Source organism: Xenorhabdus sp. SGI 60, from assembly GCF_056632175.1.
The window spans coordinates 2,352,391-2,379,120 of the sequence record NZ_CP196860.1 but is presented as its reverse complement, the minus strand read 5'-3'; the positions used below and the strand labels follow the sequence as shown (position 1 = coordinate 2,379,120).

The 26,730-nt window shown below is 53.1% G+C and carries 3 pseudogenes; all 3 read right to left on the bottom strand.

Annotated elements, in window-relative coordinates:
• Positions 1 to 103: 103 nt before the first annotated feature.
• A pseudogene (locus ACSJJG_RS10970) lies at positions 104 to 13,483 on the bottom strand (amino acid adenylation domain-containing protein); the annotation flags it as partial.
• Positions 13,480 to 20,164, bottom strand: a pseudogene (locus tag ACSJJG_RS10965) (amino acid adenylation domain-containing protein). The pseudogenes ACSJJG_RS10965 and ACSJJG_RS10970, both read right to left, overlap by 4 nt.
• Positions 20,164 to 26,730 (bottom strand): annotated as a pseudogene (locus tag ACSJJG_RS10960) (amino acid adenylation domain-containing protein). Before ACSJJG_RS10960 ends, ACSJJG_RS10965 begins: the two co-directional pseudogenes overlap by 1 nt.

Sequence of the window (26,730 nt, the reverse complement as noted above, 5' to 3'; positions counted from 1 at the left end):
CGATACAGTGATCAAGCACTTGCTCCAGATCACTGAGGCTGTGCAGCTCTGCTAACGCTTCCTCATCGCCAATCATTTTTTGAGTACGCAGTGCGTTAATGATTAATTCTATTCGCCTTGCTTCTTCGTCTATAGAGAAGTCATCACTGTCTTTATGGGTGTGATAATAGGAATCGATCATACCAAGAAACGCGACTGTCTCACCCTCACAGGTTAATTGTTGGGCTATTTCATAGGCAATCAACCCGCCAATCGACCAGCCCATCAGACGATAAGGTCCTTGGGGTTGGAGGCGGCGAATGGCCTGAATATGGCAGGCGGCAAGTGCTTCAATCGACATCGGAGGGTGTGCCAATGTATGGATGCCAAGCGCCTGTAAAGCATAGACGGGAAGTTCAGGGGGTAGTAAGGCAGCCAGGGGAGAATACACCAGGGGATCGCCGGAAGTTTCGTGCACTAAGAATAAAGGGAGCAAGGAACCTGCCGGGCTGAGTGGGACAGGGTTTGCATCAAATGGGGATACAGGCATGACGAAGTGCTCCTTAGTAGCCAGGGCCAGATCACATAAGGTTGGATGGGCGAACAGGGTGGTCAGTGAAACCTGCATATTTTGTTCACGCATACGATTCAACAACTGTATAGCGAGCAGCGAGTGCCCGCCAAGCTCAAAGAAATGATTATGACGACTGATTTTTTCCAGTCCTAACAAATCCTGCCAGATTTGGGCCAGAGCGGTTTCTGTCTTGCCGATAGGCGATTCATAGCCACGCACCACGAAAGCGGACTGATCGGGAACAGGTAACGCCTGTCGGTCGAGTTTGCCGTTAGGGGTTAGCGGAAAAGTCGTTAACGAGACAAAGGCACTGGGCAGCATATAGTCGGCAAGATATTGGGCAAGTTGCTGGCGCAGTGTGGTTGGCAGCAACTCAATTCTTTCCTGCGGCCGTAAATAGGCGACCAGTCGTTTTTGACCGGGCGTATCTTCACGAACCAGCACCACCGCTTCGCGTACCCCGTCACATTGGCTGAGTCTGGCTTCGATTTCTTCCAGTTCAATGCGGAAGCCACGCAGCTTGATCTGAAAATCAGTGCGGCCGAGGTATTCAATATTGCCATCGGGCAGCCAGCGGCCGAGATCGCCGGTTTTGTACATGCGGGCGTCTGGCTCCGCAGAGAACGGATTAGTGAGAAAACGTTCGGCCGTCAGTTCAGGGCGATTCAAATAACCGCGGGCCACGCCAGCGCCTGCGATATGGATTTCACCAGTAACACCGATGGGAACGGGTTGACTATGTGCATCCAGAATATAAATCTGGGTATTGGCAATCGGGCGGCCTATAGGAATAGAACGGGTTGCATCAATAAGAGCAGTCATTTCGTAGGTTGCAGCAAACGTCGTGGTTTCCGTTGGACCATAGCCATTAATGAAATGTACAGGTTGGGACTTAGCCAATTGCACCTGCTGTATCCTCCTGGGATCGAGCACATCGCCGCCAATAAGCAGGTAGCGCAATTGCCCTAACAGGGGCTTGAGGCTATCGAAATAGGCGTTGAACAAGCCCACCGTTAACCAAAGGGCGGTAACGTGCCCCTTCATTAGGGAAGTGCAGAAATGAGCCGGATCGAGTAGTACAGATTGTGGAACGATGTACAGACATCCTCCATTGAGCAGGGCAGACCAGATTTCCCAGGTTGAGGCGTCAAAAGCGATATTGGCACAATGAGCGACACAGTCGTGCGCACCGATATCTGCGTAAGCATTATTAATCACCAGCCGATTGATACTGCGGTGCTCGACCATCACTCCTTTCGGCTGGCCGGTTGAGCCAGACGTATAGATCACATAGGCCAGATGGCGTGACGTGAGTCCCAGTGTATGTGCTTGCGGGTTGTGGGTCGGTTGCGTTGCCAAACATGGATCTGGTGCATCAAGCAATACTTTGGGTATGGTGTTGTCCAGTCGGTTAACCTGTGTTGTTTGCGTTAGCAAGGCCACGGGTCTTGCATCCTCAAGCATATAGATCAGCCGCTCAGTCGGATAGTTTGGGTCGATAGGGACGTAAGCCCCGCCAGCCTTAAGGATACCCAGTAAGCCGACGATTGTGTCTAAACTGCGTTCAGCACAAATCGCTACCCGATCATCCGGGCGCACACCCAGCGTGATCAAATAATGGGCCAGCCGATTGGCGCGGCGGTTGAGTTCACCATAGCTCAGTGTCTGGCCTTCATAGACAATAGCAAGAGTATCAGGATGCTGTTCTGCATGAGTTTCAAACAGTTGGTGGATCAGGGCATCTTGCGGAAAATCCGTTTGAGTGGCGTTGAAATTTATCAATAGCTGTTGCTGTTCTGATTCCGGCAGCATCGGCAAGGCAGCAATGCGTTGTGTTTCATCTGCCACTATCGCCATCAGTATATTGGTTAAGTAACTGATCATACGCTCAACAGTTGCAGCATCGAACAGCGCGGTAGCATAGGACAAGGCGCCGGTTAAACCTGCTTCAGTTTCTGCCAGTGATAATGTCAAATCAAAATGAGTGGTGTGATACGTCTGTTCAAATGGTGTGAGCCGTAGTTCAGGCAAGATGAGAGTTTGGGCTGGCGTATTATTTAAGGCCAGCATCACCTGGAAGAGCGGGCTGTGGCCCAGACTACGTTCAGGTTGGAGGGCTTCTACCACCTGCTCGAAAGGCAGATCCTGATGGGCGTAGGCGGCCAGCGCCCGTTCGCGAACTTGTGCAAGCAGATCAGCCACACTGAGTTCATCATTGAATGTAACGCGCAAGGCTAGCGTATTGACGAAGAACCCTATCAACCCTTCAAGCTCATGATGCGGGCGGTTAGCGACTGGAGTACCAATAACGATATCATCTTGTCCACTGAGTCGGGCCAGCACGATACTCCAGGCACTCAATAGGGTCATAAACAGCGTAGTGTTATGGCGCTGTCCAAGTTCCTTCAGTGACGTCAATAAGGTGGTATCAAGCTGGAAAGAGATTTGGCCACCGATATAGGTTTGTATGGCTGGGCGTGGCCGATCGGTGGGTAACGTCAGTAAGGCCGGTACGCCTTCAAGCTGAGTACACCAGAAATCACGTTGTGCAGCGAGGGTGGTTGCTTTTAACTGTTCATGTTGCCAGACCGCATAATCAGCATATTGAATGGGTAGTGGTGGTAAAGGATCTTCATTGCCATCAAGTGCCGCACAGTAGAAAATCCCCAATTCTCGTACCAGCACGCCAATAGACCAACCGTCGGTAATAATATGGTGTTGTGTGAGTAGCAACACGTGTTCCTTATCCGCCAGTTGCAGCAGTTGACCGCGGATCAGGGGGCCTTGAGCAAAATCGAAGGGAGTCTGGGCTTCAAGGGTCGCGAGTTCAGTTACCCGCTTGATATGCAAAGTGGGATCGAGCTGACGCAAGTCCTGACAGGACAGGGCAAAACCGATATCCGCCGGGGCGATTTGCTGGCTGGGTTGGCCTGCAACCAGCACGAAACGTGTCCGCAGACTTTCATGCCGAGCCACCAGACGATCAAACGCCGTCATCAGGGCATGGCGATTGAGTGAACCGGACAAGCGTAGCGCCGCAGGGAGATGGTAGGCTTGACTCGCTGCCGGATCGAGCTGACCGAGGAACCATAACCGCTGTTGAGCAAAGGATAAAGGCAAGGGCTGGCTGCGATCAGCTGGGGAGATCACGGTTTGTGTGAGAGTGGCCGTTTCTGTCAGCGTCTGGGCCTGCGCCAGCAGGACGGGTTGAGCAAACAGGGTTTGTAACGGTAATTCCCGCGCCAGTCGCTGACGGATACGGGCGACAAGCTGGACGGCAAGCAAAGAATGCCCGCCCAGCTCAAAGAAATGATCATGGCGGCCAACCCGTTCCAGCCCCAGCAAGTCTTGCCAGATTTGGGCCAGTGCGGTTTCTGTGTCACCGGCTGGCGCTTCATAGCGGCGCGTTGCCACGGCCGACGCATCCGGTGCAGGCAGGGCCTGACGGTTGAGTTTGCCATTGGGCGTGAGTGGAAAAGTTTCCAGTATCACAAAAGCACTGGGTAACATATAGTCGGCCAGGTGTCGGGCGAGTTGTTGACGCAGTTCAGCCGGCATGAGTTTAGCGCCCGCCAGCGGCCGCAGATAGGCCACCAGCCGTTTCTCGCCAGGCTCCTCTTCGCGGGCAATCACCACGGCTTCGCGCACCCCGTGACATTGCATCAGCTGTGTTTCGATTTCCCCCAGTTCAATGCGGAACCCCCGCAGTTTGACCTGAAAATCATTGCGGCCGAGGTATTCGATATTGCCATCGGGCCGCCAGCGGCCGAGGTCGCCGGTTTTGTACATGCGGTCATTGGGATTTGGGGAAAACGGGTCAACAAGGAAACGTTCAGCGGTCAGTTCCGGCCGGTTTCGATACCCACGGGCCACCCCAGCGCCGGCGATATAGATTTCTCCGGTCACGCCCAAAGGTACGGGCTGGCCGCTGCCATCAAGGATATAAATACGGTTGTTGGCAATCGGGCGACCGATGGGGGGCAGTGTTGGCCATTGCGCTATCTCCTTATCTAATGAATATGCCGTGACAACGTGGCTTTCTGTCGGGCCATAGTGATTATGTAACCGGCAATCAGCCCGTTGCAGGAAACGTTCAATGGCCGGCGTAATACGCAATTGCTCGCCGGCGGTGATGATATGCGCCAGACAGGAAAAATCCTCTTCGCTGTCACTGGCGGCTTCAGCCAGATGCTGGAGCGCAATATAGGGCAGAAAAATGCGGTCAATCTGTTGTTGCTGGATCAGCCGGAGAAACTGTTGCGGCACCCGCCGTCGGGTTTCATTAACCAGAACCAGACAGCCGCCTTCACTCAGGGTGGTAAAGATTTCCTGAAAAGCGACATCAAATCCCAGCGCGGCAAATTGCAGGGTTTTGCCCGTGCCGGCGGGGTGTGAAGGGGCGTGCCGGTGCCATTGCAGTAAGTTTGATAAGGCGGCCAGCGGCATTTCTACGCCCTTGGGTAATCCGGTGGAGCCAGACGTGTAAATCACATAGGCCAGATGGTGGGGTGTCAGCCCCAAATTCTGCGTGTCTGGATTGTCAGTCGGTTGTTCTGCGAGAGACATTGCCGGCGCATCAAGCAGCAGGGTGAGATAACCGGTGTCTGTCCTGTTCAGGGTGTTAGCTAACGTGCTCTGGGTCAGCAGGACCACGGGCGCCGCATCGTTGAGCATATAGGTTAGCCGTTCAGTCGGGTAGGCCGGATCGAGCGGGACATAGGCTCCGCCAGCCTTAAGGATAGCCAGTAAGCCGACCACCATATCCAGACTGCGCTCGACACAAATCGCCACGCGCTTGTCTGGACGGACGCCCCGCGCAATCAAATAATGGGCCAGCTGATTAGCGCGACGGTTCAGTTCGCCATAACTCATCGTTTGTTCTTCAAATACCACGGCGGGCGCATTGGGTTGTTGCGCGGCCAGTGCTTCAAACGGGGGATGGATTAAGATTTCTGACGGGAAATCCATCTGTGTGGCATTGAAATTTGTCAGCAATTGCTGTTCCGATTTTGGCATTATCGGCAGAGTGGCAATGCATTGTGTTTCATCAGTAACCATGGCCGCCAATATATTCTTCAGGTAGTCAACCATCCGTTCAACCGTGGTTGAATCGAATAAATCAGCAGCATAGGTTATAGCGCCGGCTAAACCTGATTCGGTTTCAGTGAGTGATAATGTGATGTCAAAATAGGCACCATGGTGAGCCTGCTCAATTGAGATGAGCTGCAAATCAGGTAATACCAGATTCTGGGCGGGTGTGTTATTCAAGGTCAGCATTACCTGAAAAATGGGACTGTAGCTTAAGTTACGTTCAGGCTGGAGTGCCTCCACCATCTGTTCGAAAGGCAGATCCTGATGAGCATAGGCGGCAAGTGATCGTTCGCGAACTTGTGCGAGCAGCTCCGTGACATTGAGGCCATCATTAAATGTGACACGTAAGGCCAGCGTATTGACAAAGAAACCTATCACGCCTTCAAGTTCATGGTGTGGGCGATTGGCGACTGGGGTGCCGATAACGATATCGCTCTGACCACTGAGTCGGGCCAATACGATACTCCAGGCACTCAATAGGGTCATAAACAAGGTGCAGTTATGGCGTTGTCCAAGTTCTTTAAGTGATACCAATAACGCGGTATCAAACTGGAAAGAGATCTGGTCACCCGCATAGGTTTGTATGGCTGGACGCGGCCGATCGGTGGGTAATGTCAGTAAGGCTGGCGCGTCTTTAAGCTGGGTACACCAGAAATCACGTTGTGTTTCCAGAGGCGTTTCTTTTTGCTGAGCATGTTGCCAGACCGCATAATCCGCATACTGGATGGGGAGTGGTGGTAAAGGATTTTCTTCGCTCTCAAGCGCTGCACGGTAGAAAACACCCAGTTCTCGTACCAGCACACCAAGCGACCAGCCGTCAGTGATAATATGATGCAGGGTCAGCAGCAAGATATGTTCTTCGTCTGCCAGTTGCAGCAGTTGACCACGAATAAGTGGCCCTTGGACGAAATCAAAAGGTGTTTGGGATTCGCGTTCGATAAGCTCGGTAACACGGCGGGTATGCAAGGCCGGATCAAGCTGGCACAGGTTGTGGCAGGACAAGGTAAAACCGAGGTCAGCAGGTTCAATGTGTTGGTAGGGTTGTCCTTCAATCAATATAAAGCGAGTGCGCAGGCTTTCATGGCGAGCAACCAGACGGTCAAGGGCAATCACTAACGCATGACGATCCAGTGAACCGCTCAGGCGTAGTGCCGCAGGTAAATGGTAGGCTTGACTCGCCGCCGGATCGAGCTGACCGAGGAACCATAAACGTTGTTGCGCAAAGGAGAGAGGCAGTGGCTGGTTGCGATCCGCAATGGGAATAACGGTATGAGTCGTTGTAGCCATGTTAGTTAACGTATGCGCTAATGCCATTAGAATCGGTTGGTCAAAGAGCGTCTGTAACGGTAACTCCCGTGCCAGCACCTGACGGATACGCGCAACAAGTTGGACGGCAAGCAGAGAGTGTCCACCCAGCTCAAAGAAATGATCATGACGGCCAACCTGTTCCAGCCCCAGTAAGTCTCGCCAAATTTGGGCCAACGCAGTTTCTATTTCACCGACGGGGGCTTCATAGCTGCGCGTCACGACGGCAGCAGCATCCGGCACAGGGAGCGCCTGCCGGTTGAGTTTGCCGTTAGGCGTTAACGGAAAAGTCGCTAACGTGACAAAAGCACTCGGCAGCATATAGTCGGCAAGGTGTTGAGCGAGTTGCTGACGCAATTCAGCGGGCAGTAGTTCAGCACCATTTCGTGGACGCAGATAGGCAACCAACTGTTTTTGCCCTGCTTCATCTTCGCGGGCGATCACAACCGCTTCGCGCACCCCATCACACTGCATCAGTTGTGTCTCGATTTCGCCCAATTCAATGCGAAAGCCCCGCAGCTTGACCTGAAAATCATTGCGGCCGAGGTATTCGATATTACCATCGGGCAGCCAGCGGCCAAGGTCACCGGTTTTATACATACGTGCGTCTGGCTCTGAAGAGAATGGATCGGCAAGAAAACGTTCGGTAGTCAGTTCCGGTTGGTTGAGATAACCGCGGGCCAGGCTGACGCCCGCGATATAGATTTCCCCTGTGACACCAAGGGGGACGAGTTGTCCGTGAGGGTCCAGAATATAACTTTGGCTATTGGCGATCGGGCGACCAATAACGGAAACTTCCGGTACACCTGCCTGAGCAGAATATTCATACCAAGTGGCATCACCATTGATTTCAGATGAACCATAAAAATTCAGGAGACGGAGCCAGGGGTAATCTGTCACTACCTGTCGGGCTAACTCAGGTGCAAGCCGTTCTCCGCTGCAAATCAACGTCCTGACTGATTTGAGATGAATTCGATTATCATGATCCTGTATTAAAAGTTTTAATAGTGAAGGTACAACGACCAGATAGTTAACATTAAAACGCTGCAAACCTGCACTGAACTGGCTGGGATCTTTCACTTCATAGTTATTGAAAACCACCAGTTTGCCACCTGCCAGCAGTACACCCAACGTTTCAGTGATTGAATCAACAAAGCTGATACTGGTTTTCAGCGCCCCGATTAATGGCGGAATCGCGATGTCTCGGACGAACCACAAGAGCCGATTGCATAGGGCTAGATGACTACTCATGACTCCTTTGGGCAGGCCAGTGGAGCCAGAAGTATAAACAACATAGGCCAGATGACGGGGAGTCAGGCCAGATACTTCTGGGTTGTGATCTGGCTGCATTTCCATGCTGTCATCTTGGATATCAAGCAGGAGGAGAGGAACAGCATCGGTTGACTCAGTACCTGTAAAAATATCAAGCCAGGCTAGTTGGGTCAGTATCGCTACCGGTGCTGAATCCTCAAGCATATAGGCCAGCCGTTCGGCCGGGTAAGCCGGATCAAGCGGCACATAAGCCCCTCCCGCTTTCAGGATAGCCAGTAAACCGACCACCATCTCTGGGCTGCGTTCGACACACATAGCGACACGATCGTCTGGGCGTACACCCAACATGATTAAATGATGCGCCAGACGATTGGCACGGCGATTCAGTTCACCATAGCTGAGTGACTGTTCACCGTATACTACGGCGATATCAGCGGGGTGCTGTACTGCTTCGATTTCAAACAGTTGGTGGATCAGGACATCCTGCGGAAAATCGGCTTGTGTGGCATTGAAGTCTGTCAGCAGTTGTCGTTGCTCCAGAGCAGGCAGGATCGGCACGTGCAGAATGGGTTGCTGCGGATTATGGATAAGTGCATCAATAAGACCACTGATAGCAGTGACCAGATAATGAGTTATACGTGCCGGATCAATATTCGTCACAGTTTGGGCAGTTAAATGGAAACCAACGCCCATATCATCTACCGATAGCGTGATTGGATAGTTGGTTCGCTCTTCCGCTGCCAGGATGCGGATACCCGCCCAGACCGAACTGGCTGTTTCTATCTCACCCGATTGACTATGACGATAATTCAATAACGCACTGAACAGCGGCATTGGTTGGGGTACGCCACTGCATCGTTGTGCCAGCGATAACGGTGCCTGTTCATGTTCTAATAACCGAGTCAGATTGTGGTAGGTAGCCTGTACCACTTCTTGCACGCTAAATCCGGTCAGCGTAATCCGTATCGGCAGCGTGTTGATAAACATGCCCAATATTCGGTTGGCTCCTGTGATCCCTTGCAAACGTCCCAATAATACTGAGCCAAAGACCACATCGTGGTGACCACTGGTTTGAGCCAACACTTGCGCCCACGCGACATGAAACAGGACGCCAGGACTGATACCTAAACGGCGAGCCTGAGAACGAATCGCCTTTGCCAGCGTGGGATCAAGCGACAGGCTGTGTTCGTTGAGAGTCCGATTATCGCTTGCTACGCTGAGTACCCCGTAAGGAGCGGTTGGCTCAGCAATATCAGCCAGCTGGTCACGGAAATAGGTTTCATGCTCTGCTACTGGCACACTTAATGTCCGGGCAATAAAGTTACGATAGGGCAGAGCAGTAGGCAGCATGGCGGCATTTCCCTGCAACACGTGGGCAATCTCAGCGAAAATCAGCTCCAGTGTCATATGGTCACTGACCAGATGATGAAAACGCAAAGATAACAACCATTCATCGTGTACGGGATCATGGGCGATATCTGCGGCAAACAGCGGCGCACGGCTTAAATCGAGGCGATACTGGCGTGGATCTGTGTAGTTACGTAATTGTAATGGCATTGGTTGGGATAATACGTCGTCTTCCGTGGACGGGGTGAAGACATTGATATGCAGCGATGCCTGACGCCAAACTACCTGAACGGGCTGGGCCAGATCTTGCCAATAGGCGGCAGTTCGCAGAATATCATGGCGATCGATAATGTGTTGCAGCGCGGCTAAAAAGGCATCAAGCCGTTCGCGGGTATCGAAAGCGAGCAGGCTTTGCAGCAGATAATCATCACCTTGTGTCTGTAATAAGTGCTGGAAAAGAATGCCTTCCTGTAACGGCGCCAGAGGATAGATATCCTGCACATTGGCGACCCCTCCTGACACAGTCGCGACAATGGCATCAATCTCGTCCTGGGACAACGAAACCAGTGGCAGCATATCTGGCGTAATGGAAGTACAGCCTTCGGGGATAAGCTGGGGTGGCGTTTCAAAAGCGCAGGGATTGTCTTGAGATGTCAGAATGGCTTGCGCCAGCTCACTTAAGATTGGGGTCGCAAACACACTGCGCACGTCAAGTCGCCAACCAAGGTTATGCAGTTGTTCAATCAGGTTGACTATCAGCAATGAGTGTCCGCCGAGTTCAAAGAAATGTTCATGACGACCGACCTGTTCCAGTCCCAGCAAATCTTGCCAGATCCGGGCTAAAGCCGTTTCTATCTCTCCGACCGGCGTTGCATAGCCGCGAGTGATCACCGCAGATGTATCGGGGACAGGCAGGGCCTGCCGGTCGAGCTTGCCATTAGCATTCAGTGGGAAGGTGTCCAATGTCACAAAAGCGCTGGGTAACATATATTCGGCCAGGTGTTGGGCGAGTTGCTGGCGTAATTCGGCCGGTATCAGTTCGGCACCCGCCAGCGATCGCAGATAAGCCACCAGCCGTTTCTGCCCTGGCTCATCTTCACGGGCAATAACCACCGCTTCACGTACACCGTGACATTGCATCAGTTGTGCCTCGATTTCCCCTAATTCAATGCGAAATCCACGCAACTTGACCTGAAAATCATTGCGGCCGAGGTATTCGATATTGCCATCAGGCAGCCAACGGCCGAGATCACCGGTTTTGTACATACGTGCGTTCGGTTCTGAAGCGAAGGGATCGCTTAAGAAGCGCTCGGCAGTGAGTTCAGGCCGATTCAGGTAACCGCGGGCCACACCGGCACCGGCGATATAAATTTCGCCGGTAACTCCAAGGGGAACAAGTTGTCTGGCCGCGTCAAGGATATAGATGCGGGTATTGGCGATGGGACGACCAATATGAGAAACAACATTTGTTGTCCGATTCATGCGGGTCCAGGTCGAATACGTTGTCGTCTCCGAAGGGCCATAGAGATTGCAGATATCCTCTACACCAGAATGGGTAAACAGATGTTCGACAATATGGGGTTTCAGCGCTTCCCCCGCCAGATTAATGGCTTTAACGGTGGGGGGAATGGCATTTGTCTCGCTCAAATGCGCGATGGCCGATGGCACCGTATTAATCAGGCTGATCGCCTGTTCTGTAGCAGCAGATTTGGCAGCGATTAACGACAGGGTATCAGCAACAATATGAACCGTACCGCCAGAAATCAGTGGCGCAAAACATTCGTACACGGACAAATCAAAATTAAACGAAGTCGCAAACAGAGTATGAGCCAATACTTCGGGGCGAAAAGCCCGTTGGGCCCAGGTCAGGAAATTCACGGTATTGCGATGCGCAATGGCAACCCCTTTGGGTGATCCGGTCGAACCTGAGGTGTAGATCACATAAGCCAAATGATTTGATGTTAAACCCAGTGCCTGAGCGTCGGGATTGGCTATCGATTGACTTAAGCGGTATTGATTGTCACTGCTGAGTAGATTGTCGATAAAGACCGTAGCGGCGGAACTGGTCAGTCTGTCGGTGAATTTTTTCTGCGTGATGACTACGACGGGAGTCGCATCCTCAAGCATATAGGCCAATCGGCTGGTTGGGTAAGCGGGATCGAGCGGGACATAAGCACCCCCCGCTTTAAGAATAGCCAGTAACCCCACCACCATTTCTAAACTGCGTTCGACACAGATAGCGACTCGATCATCTGGATTTACCCCTAATGTAATCAAATGATAAGCCAGATGATTGGCATAGTGGTTCAATTCCCCATAGCTAAGAGACTGATCGCCACATACTACCGCTGTTGCATTGGGCGTTTGTGCAGTTTGCATTTCGACCAATTGATGGATCAGGGCGTCCTGGGGGAAATCGGCTTGAGTGGCGTTGAATTCCACCAACAATTGGTGCCGCTCCGAGGCTGACAATATTGGCAGGCTGGCAATAGTCTGTTCGGTTTCGCTTGTCATTGCCACCAGTACCCGTTTCAAATAGCTGACCATCCGTTCTATCGTCGAGGAATCAAACAGATCAACGGCATATTCCAGCTCGCCAAACAAACCAGATTCTGTTTCGGTCAGCGATAAGGTCATATCGAAGTGGGTACTGTGGCGTGCTTGTTCAATTTGGCTGAGTTGCAAGCCAGGTAACGTCAGGGTCTTGGCGGGCGTATTGTTTAGAGCCAACATCACCTGAAAGATCGGGCTGTAGCTTAGGCTACGTTCAGGCTGGAGTGCTTCCACGACCTGTTCAAACGGCAGATCCTGATGGGCGTAGGCAGCAAGTGCCCGTTCCCGCACCTGGTCAAGCAGATCCGTTACATTAAGGTCATCATTGAGAGTGACACGTAAGGCCAGCGTATTGACAAAGAAACCAACCAGCCCCTCAAGCTCACGGTGTGGACGGTTAGCAACTGGCGTACCGATGACGATATCATCCTGTCCACTGAGTCGGGCGAGTACAATACTCCAGGCTGCCAGTATAGTCATAAACAGAGTCGTGTGATGCCGTTGTCCAAATGACTTAAGTGATGCCAGCAAGGTCGCATCAAACTGAACAGGCACCTGTTTACCTGCATAAGTGGGTACGGAAGGTCGTGGCCGATCGGTGGGTAATGTCAGCAAGGCTGGGGCGCCCTTAAGTTGCGTACACCAAAAATCGCGTTGTTTAGCAAGGACAGTGTCTTGTAACCACTCACGTTGCCAGACGGCATAGTCAACATACTGAATGGGGAGTGGCGGCAGCGGATCATCCTGGTTGTCAAGAGCCGCACGATAGAGTGCGCCTAGTTCGTGCACCAGTACCCCGATAGACCAGCCGTCAGAGATGATGTGATGCTGGGTCAGCAATAACACATGTTCTTCATCCGTGAGTTGTAACAGTTGGCCGCGGATCAGCGGGCCTTGAGTTAGGTCGAAAGGCGCCTGTGTTGCAAGGGCAGTCAGTTCGGCGAGACGGCTAGCCCGCGTTTTGGTGTCTAATCGACGTAGATCATGGCAGGACAGGGCAAAACCGCTGTCAGCCGGATCGATATGCTGACAGGGTTGGCCTTCGTTCAGAACAAAGCGGGTACGCAGACTTTCATGACGTGCAACCAGATGATTGAGTGCGTTAGTCAGGGAGTCACGGTTAAGTTGGCCTGTCAGGCGCAGCGCTATTGGAAGATGATAGGCCAGACTAGCGGCAGGATCGAGTTGGTTAAGGAACCACAGCCGCTGTTGGGCGAAGGACAATGGCAGAGGACGCGCACGGACGGCTTGTTTGATGGGTGGCCGCTTCTGATGATGCTTGTTATGTTGTAATTGTTCTTTAATTTTCTTTTGTAAAACAGCACGTTTCAGATTATCGCGGTTCATGTTATGCCTTATCATTTGTTGTTGTCTCCGCCTAAAATTGCCATTAATTCTTCGGTTGACATTAAATCCAGCTCGTCCTCAAGTAATTCAATATTGCTGTTCCCTATAGCATCCAATTGGGTAGTAAGGATGATGTCGGCCTGCTCTGCCAATTGAGGAGAAAGAAACAACGAGGAGATAGGGATATCGACCAGAAATTCATCTTGTATGCGTGTTGCTAATTGCGCGATCAGCAATGAGTGGCCGCCAAGTTCAAAAAAGTCATCGTGGCGACCAATTCGTGCTAATCCCAGCAAGTCTTGCCAGATTTGGGCCAGCATGATTTCTTCTGCATTGATCGGTGCTTCATAGTGGCGTGCGACCATAGCGGATGCATCAGGGGCAGGAAGTGCCTGACGGTCGAGTTTGCCATTGGGGGTCAGCGGGAAAGTCTCCAATATGACAAAGGCGCCAGGCAGCATATAGCCAGCGAGATGCTGGGCCAGTTGCTGATGCAGTTCTGTCGGCACCAGTTCAACACCGGTTTGGGGGATCAGGTAGGCGACCAGACGTCTCTGGCTCCCCGTGTTGTCGAGAAGCGTATCTTCGCGCATAAGAACGATGGCTTCGTGCACGCCATCACATTGCATTAACTTAGCTTCAATCTCGCCGGGTTCAATGCGAAAACCACGCAACTTGACCTGAAAATCATTGCGACCAAGATATTCGATATTGCCATCAGGCAGCCAACGCCCGATATCACCGGTTTTGTACATACGGGCATCGGGGTTCTGGGAGAACGGATCGGCAAGGAAGCGTTCGGCAGTCAGTTCAGGCCGGTTCAGGTAACCGCGAGCCACGCCGTCACCGGCAATATGGATTTCACCTGCTACCCCGATGGGAACGGGTTGACCACGCGTATCCAGAATATAAATCCGGGTATTGGCAATTGGGCGGCCAATAGGGATGGAGCGGGTTACATCCACGGGGGAAGTGATCTCGTAGGTGGAGGCAAATGTTGTCGTTTCCGTTGGGCCATAGCCGTTAATCAGGTGGACGGGTTGAGACGCAGCCCGTTGTACCTGTTGTATTTTCCTCGGATCGAGCACATCACCACCGGTAAGCAGGTAACGTAACTGACCAAATAAGGGTTTGAGACTATCGAGATATTCGTTGAACAAACCCACCGTTAACCAAAGGGCGGTGACTCGCCCCTTGATCAATGAATCGCAGAAACGTTCTGGATCGAGCAGCACGGATTGCGGAATGATATGCAGGCGTGCCCCGTTGAGCAGGGCAGACCAAATTTCCCAGGTCGAGGCATCAAAAGCGATATTGGCACAATGAGCAACGCAGTCGGATGTACCGATATCTGCATAAGCACTATTGATAACCAGCCGATTGACACTGCGGTGTTCGACCATCACCCCTTTGGGTTGCCCCGTAGAGCCAGAGGTGTAGATCACATAGGCTAGATTTTGTGATGTCAGGTTCAGTACCCGTGGATTAGGGGAGGAAATCGGATGTATCTCTTGGCTATCAAGCACGATGATAGGCACTGTCGCAGATACATTGCGGTGTAACCTGTCGAATTGTGCTGTCTGGGTCAGTAAAACCACCGGTGCCGCATCTTCCAGCATATAGGCCAACCGTTCGGTACGGTAAGGCGGGATAGAGCGGGACATGAGCACCACCTGCTTTAAGAATGGCGAGTAACCCCACCACCATCTCCAGACTGCGTTCGACACAAATCGCTATCCGATGAGTCAGGATGAACCCCAGCGCAATGAGGTGATTTGCCAAACAGTCACGTGGCGATACAATTTCTCATAGCTGAGAGCGTGAGCGCCACAAATGACGGCGGTTGCATTGGCATTTTGCCCGCTTGTGCTTCGACTAATTGGTCATCAGTCCCTCTTGTGGGAAATCAACTTGAGTGGCGTTAAAATGGTCAGCACTTGTTGCCGCTCTGCCGCCGGTAAGATCGGGGGGATATGCCGGATTTGTTTTGCCAGTTGTGTCAACCAGAGCATCAATAGAACCGCTGATAGCTGTCGCCAGATAAGGTGTTGATTCGTTCGGGGGCGATTTCGGTGACGGTCAGGGCCGTAAGCTGGAAGCCGTTCCCTAAATCATCCACTGACCGGGTAATGGGATAGCTAGTACGCTCCTACGAGCAGATAAAGTACGTATGCCTGGCCAAATGGTATCAACCCCCTCGTTTTCACCCACTTTCGTTTCACCCGAATGGCGATAATTGACGAAAGTGCTAAACAGCGGCATGGGTTGCTCCACGCCACTGCATCGTTGTGCCAGCACTAACGGTGCCTGCTCATGCTCCAGCAAGGTGGTCAGATTGTGATAGGTGTCCTGCACGATTTCTTGTACAGTTCGTCCATTCAGAGAGATACGCAGGGGCAGGGTGTTGATAAACATGCCCAGTATGCGATTAGCCTCCCGCACCGCCTTGCAAACGACCCAGCAGCACGGAGCCAAAAACCACATCATCGCGGCCGCAGGTTTGGGCCAATACCTGCGCCCAGGCCACATGGAACAGGACACCGGGACTGACGCCCAACCGACGCGCCTGAGAGCGAATGGCCTTCGCCAACGTAGAGTCAAGTGGAAGACGGTGTTCGTTGATAACACTATTATCGCTGGGTACGCTGAAGTATCCCGAAGGGAGCGGTGGGTTCATCAATATCTGCCAGTTGGCTACGGAAATAGGCTTCATGTTCTGCCACGGGCACACTTAATGTCTGGGCAATAAAGTTGCGGTAGGGCAACATCGAGGGCAGTGTTTTTGCATTGCCCCGTAGTATCTGGGCAATTTCCGCTAAAATCAGCTCCAGTGTCATATGGTCACTGACCAGATGGTGGAAACGTAAAGCCAGCAGCCACTCATTCTGTAGCGGATCGTGGACGATATCGGCAGCAAAGAGAGGGGCGCGGTTCAAATTGATCCGATGCTGACGCGGATCAGTGTGAGCCTGTAACTGAGCCGGAATATCGCCTGTCGTGGCCGGGATGAATTCATGGATAGTCAGCGGTGCCTGACGCCAGACCACCTGAACCGGCTGTGCCAGTCCTTGCCAATAAACTGCCGTACGCAGGATATCGTGGCGGTTGATAACCTGTTGCAAGGCATTCAGGAAGCTATCGAGACGATCGCGAGAATTGAACGCGAGCAGGCTCTGCAACAGATAGGTATCCCCCTGTGTCTGTAACAGATGATGGAACAGGATACCTTCCTGCAACGGGGCCAGTGGATAGATATCCTGTACATTACCTGCTCCGCCGGGATCTGCTCAACGATAGCATCAATCTCAGATTGGGAAAGCGAAACCAGTGGCAACATATCAGGGGTGATAGCCGTACAATCTTCGGGGATACGGTTGGGGGGCACGACAAAGGTGTTGACCCCATGCTGGGTAGCCTGAGCCATATCGGCGAGGACAGGTGAGGCGAATACATTGCGAACGTCGAGCTGCCAGCCTAAATTGCGCAGTTCTTCCACCAGACTGACAATCATCAACGAATGGCCGCCGAGTTCAAAGAAATGGTCATGGCGACTGACTTGTTTGAGTCCCAGGAGTTTTTGCCAAATCTGCGCCAGAGCGATTTCTCTCTCGCCGACGGGGGCTGCATAGCTGCGGGCCACAACCGCTGATAAGTCCGGGGCCGGCAGCGCCTGACGGTTAAGTTTACCATTGGGCGTGAGCGGGAAAGTCTCTAACATGACAAAAGCACCGGGCAGCATATAGTCAGCCAGATGCTGAGCGAGTTGCTGGCGCAGTTCAGCGGGCGCCAGTTCAACCCCTTCCAGTGGTAACAGGTAGGCCACCAGCCGTTTCTGTCCCGGCTCATCTTCGCGAGCCAACACAACCGCTTCACGTACCCCGTCACATTGGGTCAGTCTTGCCTCAATTTCTCCCAACTCGATACGGAAACCGCGCAGTTTGACCTGAAAATCATTGCGGCCGAGGTAGTCGATATTGCCATCGGGCAGCCAGCGGGCAAGGTCGCCGGTTTTGTACATACGGGCGTTTGGCTGCGAAGAGAAGGGATCGGGCAGGAAGCGTTCAGCGGTGAGTTCAGGCCGATTCAGGTAACCGCGAGCCACACCGTCACCGGCAATATGAATTTCACCCGCCACCCCGACGGGAACAGGTTGACCCTGCGTATCCAGAATATAAATTTGGGTATTAGCGATGGGGTGGCCGATAGGGATTTTTCTGCCTTTACCTTCAACGTCTTCGTCTTCCATGGCCGGGATTTCATAGGCACTGGCAAACGTGGTGGTCTCCGTTGGCCCATACACATGCAGTAAGTGTTTGGGGGGATATTCGGTTCTGAGACGAATAGCAGGGCGGTTATCCGCCTGTTCACCGCCGAAAGGACATAGCGTAAACCAGCGAGTGATGGCCCAATTAGATTCGCATATTGGTTAAACAGGGCTGTGGTCAGGAAGAGGGCAGTGACCCCTTGCGATGACAGACACTGACCAAAATGAGTGGGCTGTAGCAGGGTCTTTTCCGGGATGAGCAGAATACGCGCCCCATGAACTAAGCCCGCCCACACTTCCCAGGTGGCGGCGTCAAATGAGACATTGGCGCAATGGGCAATACAATCGTCAGAGCCAACATCAGCAAAGCCACTGTTAATGATGAGCCGAAGTACATTACGATGTTCGACCATTACGCCTTTGGACTGCCCCGTCGAGCCGGAGGTATAAATCACATAAGCCAGATGGCGTGATGTCAGCCCCAATGTATGGGCTTGCGGATTATGAGTCGGTTGTGTTTCCAGTAACGTTTTCTGGGCCTCAAGCACGATGACAGGCACCGTTGCCGGGATGCTGTCGTGCAGTCTGTCGTATTGTGCTGTCTGGGTCAGTAACACCACCGGAGTGGCATCTTCGAGCATATAAGCCAGCCGTTCGGTAGGATAGGACGGATCGAGCGGGACATAAGCCCCGCCAGCCTTGAGGATGGCAAGCAAGCCCACGATGGTGTCCAGACTGCGTTCAGCACAAATCGCCACCCGATCATCTGGATGCACCCCCAGCGCAATCAGGTAATGGGCCAACTGATTGGCTCGGCGATTAAGCTCGCCATAGCTGAGGGTTTGCTCCTCAAATACGACGGCGATAGTATCGGGATTCTGTGTTGCTTGAGCCTCAAAAAGCAGGTGGATCAACGCGTCTTGCGGGAAATCGGCCTGAGTGGTATTAAAATCCACCAGCAGTTGTTGCCGTTCTGAGGCGGGCAGTAACGGCAAAGTGGCAATATGTTGGGTTTCATCCGCTACCATGGCGGTCAGCACATTGTTGAAATAACCGACTATCCGCTCAACGGTGGTGGTGTCGAATAAATCGGTGGCATATTCCAACTCACCGACCAGACCGGCCTCGGTTTCACTCAGTGACAAGGTCAAATCAAAATGTGCACTACGATGTGCCTGGTCAATCGTAGTCAGTTGCAACCCCGGCAGGGTCAACGCTTGGGCTGGGGTGTTATTTAAGGCCAGCATCACCTGAAAAAGGGGGTTGTAGCTTAAGCTACGTTCAGGCTGGAGTGCTTCTACCACCTGTTCGAAGGGCAGATCCTGACGGGTATAGGCGGCCAGTGCCCGCTCCCGAACCTGGGCCAGCAGATCCGCCACACTGAGATCATCATTGAAGGTAATGCGTAAAGCCAGTGTGTTAACAAAGAAACCGATTAACCCTTCCAGTTCACGGTGTGGACGGTTGGCAACCGGGGTGCCGATAACGATATCATCCTGTCCACTGAGCCGAGCCAATACGAGACTCCAGGCACTGAGTACCGTCATAAATAAGGTGGTGTGATGGCGCTGTCCAAGTTCCTTTAGTGAAGCCAATAAGTTTGCGTCAACGTGCACAGGCACTTGGTTGCCCACATAGGTTTGTACCGCCGGGCGTGGCCGGTCGGTTGGGAGAGTGAGTAAGGCGGGCGCGCCAGCAAGCTGGGCACACCAGAAATCACGTTGTTCAGTGAAGACTGTGCCTTGTAACTGCTCCTGTTGCCAGACCGTATAATCAGCATACTGAATTGGCAGGGAGGGCAAAGGGTCATCATGATGACCGTCAAGGGCCGCACGGTAAAAAGTGCCCAGTTCTTGCACCAGCACACCGATGGACCAGCCATCAGTGATGATGTGATGCAGGGTCAGTAACAGCACATGCTCTTCGTCTGCCAGTTGTAGCAATTGCCCACGGATCAGCGGCCCCCGGGCAAAATCGAAGGGCGTTTGCGCCTCAATATCAGCGAGTTCAGTGACACGCTGGGTACGTAAGGCCGGATCAAGCGGGCGCAGGTCGTGACAGGACAGAGCAAAACCGATATCAGCCGGATCGATATGCTGGCAGGGTTGACCTTCTGCCAGGATAAAGCGGGTACGCAGACTTTCATGGCGGGCAATCAGGCGGTCAAGTGATGTTTTCAGCGCATGGGAGTTGAGCTGGCCTGTGAGGCGTAAGGTCACTGGCAGATGATAAGCCTGACTGGCCGCCGGATCGAGCTGGTTGATAAACCATAACCGCTGCTGGGCAAAAGAAAGAGGCAGAGAGTGATGTCTGTCCGCGGGTTTAATCAATGCCGGTTGCTGTTGTTCTCTGCGGGCTTTCAGCTGTTCTGCAAGTCTTTTCTCCAGAACCGCCTGTTTCAAGTCATCGATATTCATATTGATCTTTGTCATTATCTACTGCCTCCGCGGGGCTCTTTCCCGCCTAAAATGGCCATCAATTCTTCTGCTGACAGTGAGTCAAGATCGTCCTGAATTGACTCAAGTTCGTTTTCCCCTACTACACTCTTTTGGGCTGAGAGAATGACAGTGGCCTGCTCTGTCAATGTGGGCGAAGCAAATAACGAAGTCAGAGGGATACTGACCAGGAATTTGTCTTGTATGCGGGTTATCAGTCTGACGACCATCAGCGAGTGACCGCCAGTTCAAAGAAGTGGTCGTGGCGACTGATACGCTCAGTCCTAATAAATCCTGCCAGATTTGCGCCAACGCGGTTTCTATCCTGCCTTGTGGCGGTTCATAACCCTGAGTCACCACGGCAGCCAGATCCGGCGCCGGCAGGGCCTGACGGTCAAGTTTGCCATTGGGCGTCAGGGGAAGGATGTCAGCGTGACAAAGGCACTGGGCAACATATAATCAGCGAGGTGCTGGGCGAGTTGCTGGCGCAGTTCAGCGGGCGCCAATTCAACATCTTTCTGTGGTAACAGGTAGGCCACCAGTCGCTTTTGCCCGAATTCATCTTCGCGAGCGATCACCACCGCCTCACGTACCCCGTCACATTGGGTCAGTCCTGCCTCAATTTCTCCCAACTCGATACGGAAACCGCGCAGTTTGACCTGAAAATCATTGCGGCCGAGGTAGTCGATATTGCCATCGGGCCGCCAGCGACCGAGATCGCCGGTTTTGTACATCCGCGCATTGGGGGTGGAAGAGAACGGATCGGTCAGGAAGCGTTCAGCGGTGAGTTCAGGCCATTCAGATAGCCACGGGCGACACCATCACCCGCGATATGGATTTCACCCGCTACCCGAGGGGAACAGGCTGACCACACGTATCCAGAATATAAATTTGGGTATTGGCAATTGGACGGCCGATAGGAATGGAATGGGTGACATCAACCGGGGACGTCATCGCATAGGTGGCGGCAAATGTTGTGGTTTCTGTTGGACCATATCCATTTATCAGATGCGCGGGCTGGGACAGAGCCAACTGCACCTGTTGTATCTTTCTCGGATCGAGGACATCCCGCCGACAAGCAGGTAACGTAACTGCCCAAACAGGGGAAGGAGATTATCCAGATATTCGTTAAATAAACCGGCTGTTAACCAAAGTGCCGTGACCTGTCCTTTTACCAGTACATTGAAGAACCACCGGATTAGCAGCACCGATGGTGGAACCACATGCAAGCGTGCCCCATTGAGCAGGGCAGACCAAATTTCCCAGGTCGAGGCATCAAACGCGATATTGGCACAATGGGCGACACAGTCATTTGGCGCAATATCAGCAAACCCGCTATTAACGATAAGACGGGAGGACATTGCGGTGTTCGACCATTACCCCCTTCGGTTGCCCCGTCGAACCTGACGTGTAAATAACATAGGCCAAATGACGTGATGTCAGTCCCAGTGCTTGTATGTCGGGGTTATCCGTTGACTGTGATACCCACTTCGGTTCTTGGTTGTCAAATAAACGGTCAGTAAAACTACCGGCACGGGTCTGTTTTCTGGGCAGCTTGTGGACTTGTGCCTCTTGGGTTAGCACCACCACGGGGGCGGCATCTTCGAGCATATAGGCCAGCCGTTCGGTAGGATAGGACGGATTGAGTGGGACATAAGCCCCACCAGCCTTGAGGATGGCAAGCAAACCCACAATGGTGTCCAGACTGCGTTCAGCACAAATCGCCACCCATTATCTGGATGCACCCCCAGCGCAATCAGGTAATTGGCCAACGGATTGGCTTGGCGATTAAGCTCGCCATAGCTGAGGGTTTGCTCCCTCAAATACGACGGCGATAGTATCGGGATTCTGTGTTGCTTGCGCCTCAAAAAAGCAGGTGGATCAAACGCGTCTTGCGGGAAATCGGCCTGAGTGGTATTGAAATCTGCCAACACTTGTTGCCGCTCTGCCGCCGGTAAGATGGGGATAGCCCGAACTAACCGTTGTGGATCATGAACCAGAGCATCGATTAAGCCACTGATGGCGGTGACCAGATAGTTGGTTACGCGGGTTGGGTCGATACCGGCTACTGTCTGGGCGATGAGCTGGAAATTGACGCCTAAATCATCTACTGACAGGGTGACAGGATAGTTAGTGCGCTCTTCTGCGGCTAAAGTACGTATACCCGCCCAGATAGTATCAAGCCCTCCGGTTTCAGCAGATTGACCATGACGATAATTCAGTAAGCTACTGAACAGCGGCATTGGTTGGGCTACGCCACTACACCGTTGTGCCAGTACCAATGGGGCTTGCTGATGCTCAAGCAAGGCAGTCAGGTTATGATAGGTTTCCTGCACGATATCTTGTACCGTGAACCCGCTCAGGGAGATGCGCAGGGGCAGCGTATTAATAAACATGCATCTTCCGATCAGCCCCTGCGCCACCTGCCAGACGTCCCGATAGCACGGAGCCAAAGACGACGTCATCGCGCCCGCTGGTGTGTGCCAGCACCTGAGCCCAGGCGACATGGAACAGCACACTCGGACTGACCCCTAAACAAGCGCGCCTGAGTGCGGATGGCTTTGGCCAAATTAGGGGCGATAGGAAGACGGGACTCAGTCACGCAGTTATTGTCAGGGTGTACCTTGAGTATCCCAAAGGGGGCCGTGGGTTCATCAATATCCGCCAGTCGGGTACGGAAATAGGCTTCATGTTCTGCCACGGGCACACTTAATGTTTGGGCAATAAAGTTGCGATAAGGCAGTACCACTGGCAGCCTCTCCGTTTTACCTTGCAAGATAAGCGCGATTTCCGCCAGAATCAGCTCCAGTGTCATATGGTCACTGACCAGATGATGAAAGCGCAGCGCCAGCAACCATTCATCTTGTGCCGGATCATAGGCGATATCGGTGGCAAAGAGGGGGGCCTGATTTAAATTGATACGATGCTGGTGTGGATCGGTATGATGCTTGAGTTGAGTGACAACGTCACCCGTTGTAGCGGGGTTGAAAATGTTAACCGCCAGCGGTGCCTGACGCCAGACCACTTGTACCGGTTGTGCCAGCGTCTGCCAGCAAACGGCGGTGCGCAGGATATCATGGCGGTCGATGACCTGTTGCAGTGCCGCTAAAAAGGCATTGAGGTGCTCACGGGTATCGAACGCGAGCAAGCTTTGCAGCAGATAATTATCTCCTTGTGCCTGTAACAGATGATGGAACAGGATACCTTCCTGTAATGGAGCCAGCGGATAGATATCCTGCACATTGGTGACGCCGCCCGGAACAGTGGTAGCGATGGCATCAATTTCAGTTTGGGACAGGACAACCAAAGGCAACATATCGGGCGTAATATTTGTGCAATCTTCGGGAATACGGTTGGGGGGCACGACAAAAGTGCTGACCTCACGCCGTATAGTCCGAGCCATATCAATGAGGACCGGCGCGACAAACACGCTGCGAACATCAAGTTGCCAACCCAGATTGCGCAGCTCTTCGATCAGACTGACAATCATCAGCGAATGGCCGCCAAGCTCAAAGAAGTGGTCATGGCGGCTGACCTGTTTCAACCTCAGGAGTTTTTGCCAGATTTGGGCTAAGGCGATTTCTGTCTCACCGATGGGGGCTTCATAGCTGCGCGTGACTACCGCGGATAAATCAGGAGCAGGCAGAGCCTGACGGTTGAGTTTACCGTTAGGGGTGAGCGGGAAAGTGTCCAATGTCACAAAAGCGCTGGGTAACATATATTCGGCAAGGTGTTGGGCGAGTTGCTGGCGCAGTTCAGCCGGTAACAGCTCAACGCCCTCCAGTGGCCGCAGATAGGCGACCAGCCGTTTCTGCCCCGGCTCATCTTCGCGTGCCAGCACCACTGCCTCACGCACCCCGTCACATTGGCTGAGTCGGGCCTCGATTTCCCCCAGCTCAATGCGGAATCCACGCAACTTGACCTGAAAATCATTGCGGCCGAGGTATTCAATCGAACCATCGGGTAGCCAGCGTCCCAGTCACCGGTCTTGTACAGGCGGGCAGCCGAGTCTGGGAAAAACGGATCGGTCAGGAAGCGATCGGCCGTCAGTTCAGGCCGGTTCAGGTAGCCGCGCGCGACCCCGTCACCGGCGATATAGATTTCCCCCGCCACACCGAATGGCACCGGTTGGCTGTGGGTATCGAGGATATAGATCCGCAGATCCGCCAGAGGCTGACCAATCAAACTGCCGCGCCCTGAGTGAATATCGGCTTCGGTGAGTTCACGGTAGGTAGCATGAACGGTGATTTCGGTGATGCCGTACATATTGACCAGACGGGTTTGCGCCGTCGGGTTGCGCTCTACCCACGGTGCCAGAGTATGTAATTCCAGCGCTTCGCCGCCAAAAATGATGCACCGCAGGGAATGCGCAGTCGCATCCTGAGCGGCAATCAGAGGACGGAAAGCACTGGGGGTCTGGTTCAGGATCGTGACGTGTTCACGGCACAGGAGTGAATAGAACCGGTGCGGTGAACGGGAACATTCTGCTGAGACAATGACCAGCCGGCCACCGTAAGCCAGCGCCCCCCACAATTCCCAGACGGAGAAATCGAAAGCAAACGAGTGGAAGAGCGTCCAGACATCTTGATCATCAAACTGGAAACGGGCTTGCGTGGCGGCTAACAGGCGAGTGACATTGGCGTGTTCGACCATCACCCCTTTCGGCTGGCCGGTCGAACCCGACGTGTAAATCACGTAGGCCAGATGACGGGATGTCAGACCCCGCGCGCGTACATCGGGATTATCCGTCGGCCGGGCTGTCAGGCGCTCCGGCTATCCGGGCTATCCAGCAAGACCACAGGTAAGGGGCTGTTCAGTTTGTCACATAATATGGTTTGGGTCAGTAAAGCCACCGGAGTGGCATCTTCCAGTATATAAGCCAGCCGTTCGGCGGGGTAGGCCGAATCGAGCGGCACATAGGCGGCGCCTGCCTTGAGGATAGCCAGTAAGCCGACCACCATCTCTGGACAACGTTCAACACAGATGGCAATCCGGTCATCGGGTTGTACGCCCAGCGCAATCAAATGATGAGCCAACTGGTTAGCGCGGTGGTTTAATTCAGCATAGCTCAGTGTTTGGTCTTCATAGACGACAGCAATACTATCGGGATGCTGTGCGACCTGTGCTTCAAACAATTGGTGGATTAACGCGTCTTGCGGGAAATCTGTCTGGGCAGCATTGAAGTCCACTAACAGTTGTTGCCGCTCCGATACCGTCAGCATGGGCAGGGCGGTAATCAGTTGGGTTTCATCGGCTACCATGGCAGTCAGCACATTCGTTAAATAACCGACCATGCGCTCAATGGTTGTGGCGTCGAATAAATCCACGGTATAAGCCAGTTCACCGACCAGACCGGCTTCGGTTTCGGTCAGGGAGAAGGTTAAATCAAAGTGTGCACGCTGGTATTCCTGCGCAACGTGTGAGAGTTGCAGATCAGGTAACGCGGCCGCTTGGAGTGATAAGTGCTGCGGCGTGTTGTTTAAGGCCAGCATCACTTGGAAGATTGGGCTGTAACCCAGACTGCGTTCGGGCTGGAGGAGTTCCACCACCTGTTCAAAGGGTAGATCCTGATGAGCGTAGGCCGCGAAAGCGTGTTCCCGCACTTGGGCGAGCAAGTCAGCAACACTGGTGGCATCATCCAGCGTGATACGCAAAGCCAGCGTATTGACGAAGAATCCGATTAATCCTTCCAGTTCATGATGCGGGCGGTTAGCTACCGGTGTACCGATAACAATATCCTCCTGCCCACTGAGCCGGGCGAGGACGATGCTCCAGGCACTGAGTACCGTCATAAATAAGGTGGTGTGATGGCGCTGTCCCAGTTCTTTAAGCGAAGCCAGTAATGCTGCATCAATGTGGACTGGGATCTGGCTGCCCGCATAAGTTTGTACCGCAGGACGGGGCCGGTCGGTGGGTAATGTCAGTAAGGCCGGTGCGCCAGCCAGCCGGTTGCTCCAGAAATCACGTTGTTCAGTAATAACGGCGTCTTGTAACCATGTTCGCTGCCAGACGGTATAGTCGGCATACTGAATGGGTAATGGCGGTAAAGGTGTATCTTGCCCGTCAAGGATGGCGCGATAAAGGGTACTGAGTTCATGCAGCAGTACACCGATGGACCAGCCATCCGAGATAATATGATGTTGGGTAAGCAGCAGGAGATGCTCATCATCGGTCAGTTGCAGCAAGTGACCCCGCAGCAACGGATCTTGAGCCAGGTCAAATGGCGTCTGCGCGTCAAGTGCCGTGACTTCGGTAATACGGTTGTTACGGGCGTCTGGCGTTAATGCCCGCAGATCCTGATAAGACAGGGCAAAGCCGATATCTGCCGGATCGATATATTGGCAAGGTTGACCGGAAATCAGCACAAAACGGGTACGCAAGCTTTCATGGCGGGCGACCAGATGGTCAAGAGCGCGGGTCAGAGCTGGGCGATGAAGCTGACCGGTCAGGCGCAACGCCATCGGAATATGATAGGCCAGGCTGGCCGCCGGATCGAGTTGAGCGAGGAACCATAAACGCTGTTGAGCAAAGGACAGGGGCAACGGCTGGTTGCGATCAGCCAC